Source organism: Gilliamella sp. wkB292 (genome assembly GCF_001690235.1).
GTDB classification, from domain to species: Bacteria; Pseudomonadota; Gammaproteobacteria; order Enterobacterales; family Orbaceae; genus Gilliamella; species Gilliamella apicola_F.
The window spans coordinates 1-14,691 of the sequence record NZ_LZGO01000060.1; the positions used below are offsets into that span (position 1 = coordinate 1).

The window sequence follows — 14,691 nt, forward strand, 5'->3', positions numbered from 1 at the left end:
GATTAATCGTCAATTTGTGACATCCAACCTACTTATTCACTATTTTTTACGTAATATATAAATACAATCTGTAAATTAGATGTGATAGTGTCTTACTATTTATTGTTATTAATCAGAATAATTTAAAACGGGTAACAGGATGCACCTGTAAAATCAATCATTGCCGTCTGTGAAAGTATCTCAATAAGTAATAAGTGAGTATCTGTCTATATCTAAACAGAACTTAATTTTTTCATAACTGAAAGGCCAAATCTCATGATTCAATCTTTTATAAAAAAAGGCAGCTTTCAAGATTCAGTTAGTTTAATGCTAATTTCAAAAAAACTCAGTAATCTTGATGAAGTTGATGAAGTTTCCGTCATGATGGGTACCCCAGCCAATAAATCGCTGCTTACTGCAACCGGTTTTTGGGATGATATGTTTAATCAAGCAACACCCAATGATATTTGTGTGGCTATTAAAACTCATGATAATTCTTGTAATGTGGTGGAGTTGATTAGTGAACAATTAGAAGATGCGTTAAAAAATATTGCACAGCAACAGCAAGGTGGGAGTAAATTACTTAAAGCAAGACGTTTTGCTAGCGCAAATCAAAAATTGCCTGATGCTAATTTGGTGCTTATTTCTATAGCGGGTGAGTATGCTGCTGGATTGGCTGAACAAGCTTTGGATGATAATAAAAATGTGATGATATTTTCGGATAATGTCTCTCTTGATGATGAAATTCGCTTGAAAACCAAAGCGTCAGAAAAAGATTTGATTGTAATGGGACCGGACTGCGGTACAGCCATTATTGCTGGTGCGCCTTTAGCTTTTGCCAATGTCATTGCGAAGGGAAATATTGGCGTAATTGGTGCATCTGGAACAGGTATCCAAGAAGTTATTTCACAAATTGCCTTATTAAATCAGGGGATTACTCAAGCTATTGGTTTGGGTGGGCGGGATTTATCTCAAGAAGTCGGTGGTATTAGTGCATTAACTGCCTTAGATATGCTAGCTGCGGATCAGGCAACACAGGTGATCACGTTTATTTCTAAGCCGCCGGCGGAGAGTGTGCGTAAAAAAGTGATTTCTGCCATGAAGTTGATTAACAAACCAATTGTCGCAATATTTTTAGGTTCTAACATAGATAAACCACAAGATGAAAATATTTATTTTGCCCGAACGTTGGATGAAGCCGCGCGATTATCATGTTTATTAGGTAAAGTAGAAGCAAGTGCAAGTGAATTAAGTCATGCGGAACATCGTTCTATTTTAGGTTTATATACTGGGGGCACATTAGCTTCAGAAGCGGCTATGTTACTTGCTCTCGAGCTTGGCTTAACGGTTAGCAAAAATCATGATAAAGGCATCATGTTAGATCAAAACGGTCATAAGATAATTGATCTTGGTGATGATTTTTATACTGTAGGTCGCCCACATCCAATGATTGATCCTTCAATTCGTGAACAAGAAATTTCTCAGTTAGGTGATAACACAAGTGTTGGTGTTCTATTATTGGATTTGGTTATTGGCTATGGCGCTAATACTAACCCTGCCGAATCCATTATTACTGGTTATCAAAAAGCGTGCGCTAAACGTGCAGCTGATAATCCTTTAATTGCGATTGTTACTGTAACCGGTTCTGAGCAAGATCCACAATGCCGTAGCAAGCAGATTGATGCCTTAAAAGCTGCCAATATCGTGGTGATGGACAATTTACCGGAAGCAATTTTATTGGCAAAAAAACTCATTTCACCGTTAAAGCAAATACGTTCGTTAAAACAGTACCCATTACTTGATCATATTAGTGTGATTAATGCCGGTCTTAGAAGCTTTGCTGAAGATCTTCAAGCATCGAATGTGCCTGTTGTGCATTATCAATGGGCACCAATAGCGGGCGGTAATCAAAAATTAGCGGCTATTTTGAAGAAATTAAATTAAGAGGTTTTGACAATATGAATACATCAATAAATGAAGCAAACCAAGCTATTATTGAACGAATTAAAGCGGCTAGGCCTCATTGGATTGGCGTAGTTGCAGCAAAAGAAGCGGTACCGACGTTAGCACAAGGACAAAAATTACTGCATGCTGGCCCACCTATTGTTTGGCATGATATGACAGGACCAATGCAAGGTGCTTGTATTGGTGCTTGTTTATTTGAAGGTTGGGCGAAAGATGAAAATGAAGCTTTACAGTTATTACAGTCAGGTAAAGTAGAATTTATTCCTTGTCATTCAGTTAATGCCGTCGGTCCAATGGGTGGAATTACTTCTGCTAATATGCCAATGGTTGTTGTTGAAAATGTTACTCATGGTAACCGAGCATACTGTAATTTGAACGAAGGTATTGGTAAAGTCATGCGCTTTGGTGCTTATGGTGAAGAAGTCTTAAATCGCCATCGTTGGATGAAAGAATCATTAGGCCCAGCATTAAATGATGCACTTAAATTATTTGATAAAGGCATTGACTTAACCGCATTGATGGCGCAAGCCATTACTATGGGAGATGAATTTCACCAACGTAATATTGCTGCTTCTGCATTATTATTACGCACGTTGTCACCAAAATTAGCTGTACTTAAACGTAGCCAAGAAGAGATGGCAAAAATCTTTGATTTTTTAAGTGTTACAGATCAATTTTTCTTAAATGTAGCTATGGCTTTTTGTAAATCCGTAATGGATAGTGCCGCCCAGATTCAAGCTGGGACAATTGTTACCGCGATGACACGTAATGGTAAAGATTTTGGTATTAAAGTTAGTGGCCTTGGTGATCAGTGGTTTACCGCTCCAGTAAATACACCTCAAGGCCTATTTTTTACCGGTTATTCACAGCAAGATGCCAATCCCGATATTGGTGACAGTGCGATAACTGAAACTTTTGGTATAGGTGGTGCTGCAATGGTTGCTGCGCCAGGTGTTACACGATTTGTAGGTGCAGGTGGTGCTGATGTTGCGTACGAGGTATCAGAGGAGATGAGTGAAATATTTTTAGAACATAACATGCTATTTCAAATACCATCTTGGAATTTTCAGGGGTGCTGTATGGCATTAGATATACGCCGCATTGTTGAAACCGGAATTACGCCATTAATCAATACCGGTATTGCTCATAAAAAGGCAGGCATTGGTCAAATTGGCGCAGGAACAGTGCGTGCACCGTTAGCTTGTTTTGAAAAAGCTTTAGAAGCACTGGCTATAAAGCTCGAAGTATAATTTATGAATATGATGCATGCTAATTGCAATCGATTAAATCAACATATTGATAATCGCTTAATAAACACGTGTTTTACTCTGAATAATCGGTACAGTTGCATGTTATCGAATCAAAATTACTTACATAAAATTAGGCCTTTGCTTGTTAGTGCTCATGCGCCAACAATCGAAGGTGCTTTATCGTTATTTAGTTTACATCAGCACACGATTAATTTAATTAATACTCATCAGCAGTTAATTACGCTTCATCGATATGCAAGTGGCATATCACCAATGGGGTGGGTGCTTAAATCTGAAGATTTTGATTATATTAAATCAGTTTTATTAAACAATGAATTCAAAATAGATCAACTACTAAATGGTGATTTGGTTTGCGGTGATATTTTAATCATGAATCATACTCATCAATGTCATTTGCAAATCAAACGTTATGAAAAGCTGAGCTTCAATAAACAGTCCATTGTACAGCTATTACAACAAGTCGATTATCCGACCGGATTGTTTGGCAATTTGAAAGATAATATTATAGATAAATCGGCACCACAACTTGATTTATTGTGTGATAAAATTAAACAATTGATGGATGGACAGGTTGTTGACATTACACCGTTTATAGGTTTAGGTCCAGGTTTAACACCTAGTATGGATGATATTTTAGTGGGTCTTCTCGCGATCATTTCAAGCGATGTTCGTTTTGTCGGTAAATTAAGTCAACTAAAGCATGGCTTGTCAGCTTTATCTTTCAATTCTTTGACAACGTTAATTAGTGCATCTTTTCTCAATTATGCGTTAGAAGGTAAGTTTTCGTTATTAGTACTACAGATGGTTAAGGCACTTAACCAAAATAGGTTAGATCATTCATCAATAGATAAATTATTAAATTATGGTCATACCTCTGGTGCCGATCTTTTACTTGGTATGTGGTTAGGCATTGATCGTTTTATTTTAGAGGGTTGAATCATGTTAGATACTGAAACAATGCGAACATTTACCAAAGTCGTTGAATGTAATAGTTTTTCAAAGGCGGCTAAGTTGCTTTATAAAACACCAGCAGCAATTAGTTATCGTATTAAATCATTAGAAACTGACTTAAATACCCAATTATTTGAACGGACCACGCGATCGGTTTCGCTTACCTTAGCAGGTCAGCACCTTTATGAACATTGTAGTCAATGGTTACTTTGGTTATCGACCATGCCCGATGAGCTTCAGCAAATCCGAGATGGTGTTGAGCGTAAAGTCAATGTAACGATTAATAATTTATTATATGATGTTGATGCCGTCACAGAATTGTTGGCGCATTTAAAAGAGAAATTTCCTTTTACCAATTTTAACTTTACTCGCCAAGTTTATATGGGCGTTTGGGATTCATTATTGCATGGCGAATGCCATCTTGCGATTGGCGCCACCGGTACTGAATCGTTAGATAATATGATCAATATTCTTCCATTAGGCGAGGTAAGTTGGATTTTTGTTGCCGCTAAAAATCATCCGGTAACCCAAATTGAGGGGCCACTATCTAATGAATCATTACGAAAATTCCCAGCCATTAATGTTGAAGATACTTCAGTACATATGAATAAACGCGTAGCTTGGTTATTACCGAGTCAATCAGAGATTATTGTCCCGAATATTTCAACCAAATTAGCTTGTCATTTAAAAGGTCTTGGCATCGGATTTTTACCAAAATCGATTTGCCAACCCTATTTAGATTCAGGCGATTTAATTGCTTGCCAAGTGGTTAACGAACGAAAACCCTCTCCATTATCACTTGCTTGGAAAAAATCACATATGGGCAAGGTTATGAGTGAAGTTGTTAATTTATTTAAATTTCATCATCCTATAGCAAATAATTTTTTAAAAAATATTGATAAAAAACGATAAGTCACTATGCAGTGTGATTATTGAAATAATTAAATATAAATAAAGGAAAAAAATAAATGTTAGACCTAAACAAATATGATCAAATTAATCCGCCTACGCGGTTGCTTATGGGTCCTGGTCCAATTAACGCAGATCCACGCGTGACAAGAGCAATGGCTGCTCCATTAATTGGTCAATTTGATCCTGTTATGACTGATTATATGAATCAAACCATGGAACTTTATCGAGACATTTTTAAAACTAAAAATGAACAAACATTTGTTATCGATGGTACCGCTCGTGCCGGTATCGAAGCGGTGCTTGTTTCTACCATTCGTCCTGGTGATAAAGTTTTAGTGCCTGTTTTTGGTCGTTTCGGTTTATTACTTTGTGAAATAGCACATCGTTGTCGAGCAGATGTGCATACCATTGAAGTTCCATGGGGTGAAGTTTTTGATCCAAACGTGATTGAAGATGCTATTAAAAAAATTAAACCTCGCTTATTACTTTGTGTACAAGGTGATACCTCAACGACATTGTTGCAACCGTTAGATAAGATTGGTGAGATTTGTCGTCGACATGGCGTATTATCTTATGTTGATGCCACTGCATCTATTGTTGGTAATGAACTTGAAGTCGATAAATGGCAGTTAGATGGGGTATCGGTCAGCTTACAAAAATGTCTTAGTGGACCTCCTGGTGTTGCACCCTTAACGTTAAGCCCACAAATGGTTGATATCATTCAAGCACGTAAATGTGTGGAATTGGGTATTCGAGCAGATGGCGATAGCAGTGGTAGTGACGAAATTATTTATTCTAACTATTTTGATATTGACATGATCATCCGTTATTGGGGGGCTGAACGTATCAATCATCATACCGAAGCAACATCGATGCTTTATGCTGCGAGAGAATGTGCACGCATTGTTTTACAAGAAGGATTAGATAACGTTATTGAGCGTCACCGTGTTAATGGTGCGGCAATGGTTGCAGGATTGCAAGCTATGGGACTTGAGCTATTTGGTGATATTTCTCATAAAATGAATAATGTGGTTGGTGTTAAAAAACCAGAACATATTAATGATCTAGAGGTCCGCAACCTAATGTTAAATGATTTTGGTATCGAAATTGGCGCATCTTTTGGTCCACTTAAAGGTAATGTATGGCGTATTGGTACTATGGGATATAACGCTAGAAAGCAATGTGTAATGCAAACGTTAACCGCATTTGAAGCTGTCTTAAACCGTGTAGGCTTTAAAACAACACAAGGTGCTGGATTACAGGCTGCTTGGGATATCTATCAGAATCATTAATCAATCAATAGTATGATAATAAGCTCACATTTGTGAGCTTTTTTATATTTAGCTCTACTTTATTTAATACTAAAAAATGAGTTTAACAGTAGACAAAATAAATCATTAAAACAATATATTAATAACATAATGTTTTTAAACAATTTTTAATTGAGTTAACATAGTTGTAATGCAGTAACAAAGCGTTGGTTGTGCTAGAAAATTTTTTGCTAGTAATTGTGGTGAATCAGCAAAAAAACGCAGTACTCTATTATAACTATTAACGTCATTTGTTATTACGCTCTAATATAGTGTTGCAATATTTTGTTCAAAAGTTATTATATTTTCCCCATTTATTTCAAGGCAGGATAGACAATGATCAAATCTTTTTTTTCACTAATTTTCAGTATTGTTATTTTATTAACAACCAGTTTTTCGTATGCCGATGATGCAACTTATGTAGTCGGCGCGGGCGGTACATATCGACCATTTGAGTACGAAAATAGCGCAAAACAACTTGAAGGGTTTGATATCGATTTAATTAAAGCCATTGCAGATGTTCAACATTTTAAAATTAAATTAATTAATACACCATGGGAAGGTATTTTTGCTACCTTAGATAATGGTGAGCGCGATATTATCATTTCAGGTATTACGATTACCGAAAAACGTAAAAATTCTGTTGATTTTTCTTTACCTTATTTTCCTGCTGAGCAAGTTATTGTGACTCAAAAAGGGTCGAAAATAACATCTATCGCTGATTTGAGCTCTCATACTGTTGGTGTTGTTAATGGTAGTACAGCTGATGTGGTTGTATCTAAAGTATTAGGAAAAAACAGTACGTCAATTAAACGTTTTGATAACACACCTTTGTTACTGCAAGAATTATATGAAGAAGGCATTAATGCTGCTATTGGCGATGTTGGTGTAGTTAAGTTTTATATCAAAATGCATCCCGGTAAAGAGTTTAATCTGATTTCTGATCAAAATTTTGAGCCGCAATATTTTGGTATTGCTGTTGCAAAAGGTAATGATAAATTGCGCAATATGATTAACCAAGGACTGAAAAAAATTATCGATAATGGCACTTATGCCAACATTTATTCAAAGTGGTTTGATAATAATGTTCCAACTTTACCTTTAACCGATAAAGAATAATGTGGATTTTTTATGGCGTTTAATTGGGAAATAATTAATGAATACTTGCCCTTATTTATAGAAGGGGCAAAAATGACTATTGAATGTACGCTGTTTTGTGTCGTTTTAGGCACATTATGGGGATTATTGCTCGGTATTGGTCGCACGGCTTCAGCAAAATATGGGGTTTGGAAATATACATTATATTTTTGTGTACAATGGCCGGTTAGAATATATGTTAGTGCTTTTCGTGGTACGCCATTATTTGTGCAAATTATGGTCGTTCACTTTGTTCTTATGCCTTTGTTAATTAACCCACGAGATGGTTTGCTTGTATCTGATAACTTGATTTCGGTTGATACCGCTCGCTTTCTACGATCTCAATATGGTGCTTTCATTTCATGTGTTACAGCCATTACTTTAAATGCTGGTGCTTATATATCAGAAATTTTTAGGGCAGGGATTCAGTCGATTGATAAAGGACAAATGGAAGCTGCGCGTTCATTAGGTATGGGATATGGCAGTACCATGCGAAAAGTGATTTTACCCCAAGCTTTTCGGCGAATGTTGCCACCGCTAGGTAATAATGCCATTGCTATTTTGAAAGATTCTTCCCTTGGTGCAGCTATTGGTCTGGCTGATTTAGCTTTCGCTGCAAGAACTTCTGGTGCGGCTTATGGCTCATATACTGAGCCCTACCTAGTCATATCTTTGGTTTATTGGATAATGACATCCTTACTCTCGTTACTGGTAAAATATTTAGAAAAAAGGTTGAGCAAAAGTGATTCACATTAAAAATCTACAAAAGCAATTTGGTGATATCCATGTGTTACGTGGTATTTCGTGTGATATTCAAGAAAAAGAAGTGATCTCGGTAATTGGTCCGTCTGGTTCAGGTAAAAGCACTTTTTTACGATGTATCAATGGATTGGAAGATATTACATCCGGTGAAATTGAAGTTAATGGTTTTAAAGTGCACGATCCTAAAACCAATATTAATCAATTACGAGAATCAGTAGGGATGGTGTTTCAGCGCTTTAATCTTTTTCCACATATGACAGTACTGGAAAATCTTATTTTAGCACCTAGAGACGTGAAAAAAATGCCCAAAGATCTCGCGATTAGCAAAGCAGAGAAATTGTTAACCAAAGTCGGGTTGATTGATAAGATTGATGCTTATCCAAGTCAACTTTCCGGCGGTCAACAGCAACGTGTGGCTATTGCTAGAGCGCTTATGATGGATCCAAAAGTAATGTTATTTGATGAACCAACTTCGGCGCTTGATCCCGAATTAGTAGGTGAAGTGTTAGCGGTGATGAAATCACTTGCGCAAGAGGGCATGACAATGATTGTTGTGACTCATGAAATGGGCTTTGCTAAAGAAATGTCTACTCGGGTGATTTTTATTGATCAGGGCATTATTCAAGAACAGGGTTCACCCGATCAAATCTTTAATCATCCACAAAATGAACGAACGCAGTTATTTTTGAGTAAAATTCTATAAAACTTGAAAATAAACGCGCTAAAAGTGATTTGACAATTTTATTTACGCTTATCTATCGCTACCTTAAATAAAAAAACCGTTCTAATTTGAACGGTTTTTAGTTTATTTTTTAACAATCAGTTAAATTATGCTTTATATTTTTTCATCACAATTGAAGCATTAGTTCCACCAAAACCAAAACTATTTGACATAACCGTTGTCAATTCACGTTCAGTCGGTTCAGTAATGATATTCATACCAATAGCGGCTTCATCAAGTTCATCAATATTAATGCTTGGTGTAATAAAACCATGCTCTAGCATTAATAGTGAATAGATTAACTCTTGTGCACCGGTGGCGCTTAATGAGTGACCTGTCATTGACTTTGTAGAAGAAATAGCTGGAATATTGTCACCAAACACTTGTTTGATTGCCCAAAGCTCTTTAACATCACCAACTGGTGTTGAAGTACCATGAGTATTGATATAATCAACAGGAACGTCTAAATCTTGAATAGCAAGCTGCATACAACGCATCGCACCCTCACCAGATGGTGCAACCATGTCATAACCATCCGAAGTCGCACCATAACCGACTAGTTCACCGTAGATATGTGCACCACGTGCAAGCGCATGTTCTAACTCTTCAACCACTACCATACCCGCTCCACCTGCGATAACAAAACCATCACGGTTTGCATCATAGGCTCTAGATGCTTTTTCTGGCGTATCATTATATTTGGTTGAAAGGGCACCCATCGCATCAAATTCGCAAGACATTTCCCAACAGAGTTCTTCACCACCACCAGCAAAAACAACATCTTGTTTGCCCAATTGAATTAATTCAGCTGCATGACCAATACAGTGCACTGATGTTGCACAAGCAGAAGTCATGGAATAACTTACCCCTTTAATCTTAAATGGTGTGGCTAAACATGCAGAAATTGCCGATGACATTGATTTTGTTACCGCATAAGGGCCTACTCCACGTAATCCTTTTTCTTTCATGCCTGCAACGACATTATATTGCGTTTTTGTTGAACCACCATAACCGGCAATTAGACCAGTGCGAGGATTTGATACTTGTTCAGGGGTTAATTTGGCATCTTCTATAGCTTGTTGTAAAGCTAAATAACCATAAATAGAAGCATCATTCATAAAGCGAACAATTTTACGATCGATTAATCCTGTTGTATCTAATTTAACATTTCCACATACATGGCTACGCATTCCGCTATCTTTCATTTCTTGTGAAAAAGTAATGCCGCTTCGGCCTACTTTTAATGATTCTAGAACTTCTTTAGTATTGTTACCGATACTTGATAGAATACCTAACCCTGTAATTACAACACGTTTCATTTAATGCTTTACTCCTAAAATTATCTAGCTTCATATGAAAAATTGATGTGATTATAGCGTACACTTGTAAGCTGAACAATACCCCATTACCTATTTTATTTATGCTGATGAAGGATAATAATCCGTTTTCATCACAAAGCGTGATTAATTTAGTACTTTTCATTCCGGTAGTTTATTCAATGACTATTATGAATTTTCTGATCTGATGAGGTGGATCAACCAATATTATTCTTTATTAAATTGTTGCACACACTATTATAATCTTTATAATACTGTATATAAAAACAGTTATTGTGGTGTGTTATGAACGACAAAATGATTAATAAACTTGAAATATTAGCAGAATCAGCTAAATATGATGTTTCTTGTGCTTCGAGCGGCAGTTCTCGATCAAATAAACATAAAGGTATTGGTAATGCTCATAGTCGAGGTATTTGTCATACTTTTACCGCCGATGGTCGATGTGTTGCATTGCTTAAAATTATGTTGACTAACTACTGTATGTTTGATTGTGCTTACTGTATTAATCGACAGAGTAATGATATTCCAAGGGCGGGTTTTACCCCGAAAGAGTTAGCCCAATTAACAATAGAATTTTATCGTCGTAACTATATAGAAGGGCTATTTTTAAGTTCCGGTATTGTTCGAAGCCCCGATCATACAATGGAAAAGATGATCAAAGTTGTTACCATTTTGCGTAAAGACTATGATTTCAATGGTTATATTCATATGAAAGCGATCCCCGGAGCAAGCAATGATTTGATTAAACAAGCTGGATTACTGGTTGATCGAATGAGTGTTAATTTAGAAATTCCAACAGAAAAAAATCTTAAATTATTGGCACCAGACAAAGATCATCAAACCATTTATCAACCCATGCGCCATATCCAACAAAATTTATTGGAGAATGTGGAAGATCGTAAAAGAATAAAATCGACTCCTAAATTCGTACCCGCAGGACAAAGTACACAACTGATTATTGGTGCAACGGATGAATCGGATAATCAAATTTTACAATTGACCGCTAAGTTATATAAAAGACCCAGCATGAAGCGTGTTTACTATTCAGGATTTGTGCCAGTAAATAGCTATGATAAAAGATTGCCTGTCTTGCAAGAAGTGCCTAGAGTTCGCGAAAATCGATTGTATCAAGCTGACTGGCTTTTGCGTTTTTATGGTTTTGATGTGGATGAAATTGTAAATGACAGTTATCCGGATCTTGATTTGACGGTTGATCCTAAATTATCGTGGGCAATACGTAATCCACAATTTTTTCCGGTAGATATTAATTACGATAGTTATCAAAAAATTTTACGCGTTCCCGGCATTGGTGTTAAATCGGCCAAACTTATTGTTATGGCAAGGCGCCATCGAAAACTTAATTTAGAGGCACTTAAACGCATAGGGGTAGTTTTGAAGCGCGCGCAATTTTTTATTGTTTGTCATGAGATGCGAAAATTCAAGCTACTTGACTCTTCAGCTGAGTATATTCGTCTTTCTTTACAAGAACCACCTTTGTTAGAAGCAAAAGCCGCTTCTTTACCTCAGCAATTAGTAATGGGGTTTTAGTTAATGATAGTCTTTTATTATGACAAAACTTTTGAAGGGTTGCTTTGTGCCGTGTTTGACACATTCAAGTTAAAAAAAATGCCAGAGTGTTTATTGCTTGAAGGCGATGTAGCGCCCTTATTAGCGACAGAAACGCATGTAGTTGAATTTCGTAACAGCAAATGCGAACGGGTACAACTTGCACTCGAAAAAAAAATTTCAAAAATTGCGCTTAATCAGTTGTTGTATGTTTGGTTGTCAGAACTTCCTGAAAGTGACTTAATTATTTTGCGTTATATCTGTAAAGTTTTTCAATCAACACATTCAATTGAAACCGATTTTGGCGATCCTGATGTGCTAACTGTGCATGATATTGCTAAAAAAGTGAGTCGGGAAAAGCATCATTTAGTGCAGTTTGTGCGATTTAATGCGATAAACAATCCAATAAGCGTTTGTGAAAATAGTTTAAGTGAAAAAATTTATTTTGCGGTCATTGCACCAATTTATAATGCGTTACCCTTAGTGTTAAATTTTTTTCAAGATCGCTATGCGGATCAAAAATGGGCGATTTATGATGAGAAGCGGCAATATGGCTATTTTTATAATCTTGAAAAAATTGAACGAATATCGCTAGCTAATCATCAAGATATAGTTATTAACAGTATGATTAATCAAGACTATATGACTAAAGATGAACAACTATTTCAAACCATGTGGCTGCGTTATTGTAACGCGTTAACTATTAAAGAAAGAGTGAATCCTAAATTGCAACGTCAACAGATGCCAAAGCGATTTTGGCAATATCTACCTGAAATGAAAGGGAAATAAAAAACCGCCAATGCTAGTGGCGGTTTAATTATTTAATAATAATAACAATAACTATTATAACTATTGTGAATCGATATCATTAATAAAGCTGTTAATACTCTCTTCACGTTGTTGTTGCTTTTCTTCGTCCACTTTGCCGCCGGAGGCAATAAAGTCATTACGTTGGAAGTAAGCATTACGCATAAAATTGTATGGGTCATCACTATTTTTAATAAGATCTTCATATTGAATAGCGACTGCACGCGCTTCAATCCCGTCAAACACGCCACGAACTAAAGCCCATTGCCAATCTAACCAAACTAGTGGTGGATAGAGTGTATCAACTAATCCTCCACCTTCTTCACGTAATGTCGCTGAACCATAGAAAGGTAACACAACGTAAGGTCCATAAGGAACATCGTAGTGACCTAAAACATCACCAAAAGTGCGTTTATTGCCTTTTTGCAACTGTGGATCGACCATACTCGCAACATCAAAAAGACCAGCAACACCAAAAACAGTATTTAGAAAGAATCGAGCTAAATGTGTACCAGCCTTATGCACATCACCTTGTAAAAGGTTATTTACCATCGATGCTGGCTCGGAAAGGTTTGATGAAACATTAACTACGCCTTTTCGCATAGGGGTAGGGACATAATCTTTCCATACAACAGCGGCTGGGCGTAAAATATAGGGATCAAGCGCATAGTAGTTAACATTGAACATCGCTTTATTAAATCCTGATAATGGATCACTATAGGAATTGGTTTCTGGTTGATAAGTTGCACAACTAGTAAGCGCCATTACAGAAAACATCATGCCAACGATTCTTTTTTTCATAATATCTTCGACAAAATAATATAAGATTAGAGATGCTGCGATTGTATCATGTTTACTTAAAATAGAAAATTTTTCGTTATTTAATTGGTATTATTGATATAAATTTATTAAAATACACGCCGCTGTGACCTCATAGTTAAATGGATATAACGAGCCCCTCCTAAGGGCTAATTGCAGGTTCGATTCCTGCTGGGGTCAGATTTTGATAAGAATATAATGATTTTAAAAAGCGTTTTTATTGAAAGTTTTACGATAAAATCTAAATACAACCTCAACGACTGACTAAATTACATATTATCCTGTATTACAAGAAGTTATGGATATAAAAGCACTCAATATTGATTGGTTAGCCGAGCCTACTTTTTCTCTATTTTAATCCTTTAAAATACATCCTATAACTAAAATCGATCTGATTGAACAGTTATAGTATTAAGCATGAAATAGCTAAAAAATACCTATTTATTTGTTCAAGGATATTACTGTTATTTTTCGTCGCAATTTAAATTGTGACTTTTTATTAAGTTAAAACAGACGACTTAATTATCTAATTAATTATTATTTAACTCCAGGAAATGAATCAACATACTGAATAGTAAAATCAGGAAAAGAATCGACAATCTGTATTTTGTAATTTGGAAAACTATCGACTATTTTCCACTCTCCCGGTTTGTTTGCAAAACCATTCGTTTTTTTGACCCGCAGATCGGGAAAACTTTTCACGACTTTCACCCTGTAATCGGGGAATGAATCAACAAATTTTATTTTTCCATAGATTTTTGACACATCGGGTTTTGCCTGTAGCATAAATGGAATCAGAATTAATATAATTGTTTTGATAAATATTTTCATAAAATTTCCTTTAATTTATAAAGTAAGTGTCGTTATCACTATATCTATTAATAAATATTATAATTAAAATATATCGAATTTGTTATTAAAGAAATTTTTGGCGTGAGGTTAAATTGCATTTAGTTATATCAATAAATATCTGGTAATGATTTAGTTATCTTATTTATTTGGTTGTTGCTAAACGTAATTTAGATCTTTACAAAAGCCATTATGCATTTGTTTTTATCTTTTAATCAGTTTGGTATACAGTTCTAATTTTTATTAAGATATTGATATTATTAACATTGCTTCTTGGATTTTATCAATTTGTCTATTTTGAA

At 35.8% G+C, this 14,691-nt stretch carries 13 protein-coding genes and 1 tRNA gene; 11 read left to right on the forward strand and 3 right to left on the reverse strand.

The features are described 5' to 3' along the window. The first annotated feature begins 255 nt into the window (after nt 1-255). The 8 genes from fdrA (at nt 256) to A9G09_RS07165 (ending at nt 8,990) form a co-directional block, all read left to right on the forward strand. A complete protein-coding gene (gene fdrA / locus A9G09_RS07130; protein WP_065634179.1) occupies nt 256-1,923 on the forward strand; it encodes an acyl-CoA synthetase FdrA in 1,668 nt (555 codons plus the stop codon). A gap of 14 nt (nt 1,924-1,937) precedes the next feature. Next, on the forward strand, nt 1,938-3,194 hold the full coding sequence (locus A9G09_RS07135) for a DUF1116 domain-containing protein (RefSeq protein ID WP_065634180.1): 1,257 nt from the start codon (nt 1,938-1,940) through the stop codon (nt 3,192-3,194). Nucleotides 3,195-3,293: 99 nt separating this feature from the next. After that, entirely contained in the window at nt 3,294-4,151 is an 858-nt protein-coding gene (locus A9G09_RS07140; protein WP_065634181.1) for a DUF2877 domain-containing protein, read from the forward strand. Nucleotides 4,152-4,154: 3 nt separating this feature from the next. Beyond that, entirely contained in the window at nt 4,155-5,078 is a 924-nt protein-coding gene (gene allS / locus A9G09_RS07145; protein ID WP_065634182.1) for an HTH-type transcriptional activator AllS, read from the forward strand. A 56-nt stretch (nt 5,079-5,134) separates the two neighbouring features. Beyond that, entirely contained in the window at nt 5,135-6,370 is a 1,236-nt protein-coding gene (locus A9G09_RS07150) for an alanine--glyoxylate aminotransferase family protein (RefSeq protein WP_065634183.1), read from the forward strand. Nucleotides 6,371-6,724: 354 nt separating this feature from the next. Beyond that, nucleotides 6,725-7,507, forward strand: coding sequence for a basic amino acid ABC transporter substrate-binding protein (locus tag A9G09_RS07155; protein ID WP_065634184.1), 783 nt, complete (start codon nt 6,725-6,727; stop codon nt 7,505-7,507). Nucleotides 7,508-7,519: 12 nt separating this feature from the next. Next, complete coding sequence (locus A9G09_RS07160; protein WP_065634185.1) at nt 7,520-8,281, forward strand: amino acid ABC transporter permease; 762 nt, start codon at nt 7,520-7,522, stop codon at nt 8,279-8,281. Next, entirely contained in the window at nt 8,268-8,990 is a 723-nt protein-coding gene (locus A9G09_RS07165) for an amino acid ABC transporter ATP-binding protein (RefSeq protein ID WP_065634186.1), read from the forward strand. Before A9G09_RS07160 ends, A9G09_RS07165 begins: the two co-directional genes overlap by 14 nt. Nucleotides 8,991-9,115: 125 nt before the next feature. Here the strand turns inward: A9G09_RS07165 and fabB are convergent, their stop codons facing one another. Further along, the gene (gene fabB, locus A9G09_RS07170; RefSeq protein ID WP_065634187.1) at nt 9,116-10,327 is read right to left on the reverse strand and encodes a beta-ketoacyl-ACP synthase I; all 1,212 of its coding nucleotides are present in this window, start codon (nt 10,325-10,327) and stop codon (nt 9,116-9,118) included. A 303-nt stretch (nt 10,328-10,630) separates the two neighbouring features. Between fabB and A9G09_RS07175 the strand changes: the two genes are divergently transcribed. Both A9G09_RS07175 and A9G09_RS07180 read left to right on the forward strand, forming a co-directional pair. Beyond that, nucleotides 10,631-11,896 (forward strand): putative DNA modification/repair radical SAM protein, encoded by a 1,266-nt coding sequence (locus A9G09_RS07175; protein ID WP_065634188.1) that lies wholly within the window; start codon nt 10,631-10,633, stop codon nt 11,894-11,896. Nucleotides 11,897-11,899: 3 nt separating this feature from the next. After that, nucleotides 11,900-12,703, forward strand: a complete 804-nt coding sequence (locus A9G09_RS07180; protein ID WP_065634189.1) for a TIGR03915 family putative DNA repair protein — start codon at nt 11,900-11,902, stop codon at nt 12,701-12,703. Between the two features lie 60 nt (nt 12,704-12,763). Here A9G09_RS07180 and A9G09_RS07185 read toward each other — a convergent pair whose 3' ends face one another. Next, entirely contained in the window at nt 12,764-13,522 is a 759-nt protein-coding gene (locus A9G09_RS07185) for an MlaA family lipoprotein (RefSeq protein WP_065634190.1), read from the reverse strand. A gap of 126 nt (nt 13,523-13,648) precedes the next feature. Between A9G09_RS07185 and A9G09_RS07190 the strand changes: the two genes are divergently transcribed. Next, nucleotides 13,649-13,720: transfer RNA gene (locus A9G09_RS07190), tRNA-Arg, on the forward strand. A gap of 357 nt (nt 13,721-14,077) precedes the next feature. Here A9G09_RS07190 and A9G09_RS07195 read toward each other — a convergent pair. Next, a complete protein-coding gene (locus tag A9G09_RS07195; RefSeq protein WP_065634191.1) occupies nt 14,078-14,326 on the reverse strand; it encodes a hypothetical protein in 249 nt (82 codons plus the stop codon). Nucleotides 14,327-14,691: the final 365 nt, after the last annotated feature.

What these genes read in the sequence shown, in the direction of transcription:
- A9G09_RS07150 (WP_065634183.1), top strand. Translation starts at nt 5,135, where the DNA reads ATGTTAGACCTAAACAAATATGATCAAATTAATCCGCCTACGCGGTTG.
- fabB (WP_065634187.1), bottom strand. Translation starts at nt 10,327, where the DNA reads ATGAAACGTGTTGTAATTACAGGGTTAGGTATTCTATCAAGTATCGGT.
- A9G09_RS07175 (WP_065634188.1), top strand. Translation starts at nt 10,631, where the DNA reads ATGAACGACAAAATGATTAATAAACTTGAAATATTAGCAGAATCAGCT.
- A9G09_RS07135 (WP_065634180.1), top strand. Translation starts at nt 1,938, where the DNA reads ATGAATACATCAATAAATGAAGCAAACCAAGCTATTATTGAACGAATT.
- A9G09_RS07195 (WP_065634191.1), bottom strand. Translation starts at nt 14,326, where the DNA reads ATGCTACAGGCAAAACCCGATGTGTCAAAAATCTATGGAAAAATAAAA.
- fdrA (WP_065634179.1), top strand. Translation starts at nt 256, where the DNA reads ATGATTCAATCTTTTATAAAAAAAGGCAGCTTTCAAGATTCAGTTAGT.
- A9G09_RS07155 (WP_065634184.1), top strand. Translation starts at nt 6,725, where the DNA reads ATGATCAAATCTTTTTTTTCACTAATTTTCAGTATTGTTATTTTATTA.
- allS (WP_065634182.1), top strand. Translation starts at nt 4,155, where the DNA reads ATGTTAGATACTGAAACAATGCGAACATTTACCAAAGTCGTTGAATGT.
- A9G09_RS07180 (WP_065634189.1), top strand. Translation starts at nt 11,900, where the DNA reads ATGATAGTCTTTTATTATGACAAAACTTTTGAAGGGTTGCTTTGTGCC.
- A9G09_RS07160 (WP_065634185.1), top strand. Translation starts at nt 7,520, where the DNA reads ATGGCGTTTAATTGGGAAATAATTAATGAATACTTGCCCTTATTTATA.
- A9G09_RS07140 (WP_065634181.1), top strand. Translation starts at nt 3,294, where the DNA reads ATGTTATCGAATCAAAATTACTTACATAAAATTAGGCCTTTGCTTGTT.
- A9G09_RS07185 (WP_065634190.1), bottom strand. Translation starts at nt 13,522, where the DNA reads ATGAAAAAAAGAATCGTTGGCATGATGTTTTCTGTAATGGCGCTTACT.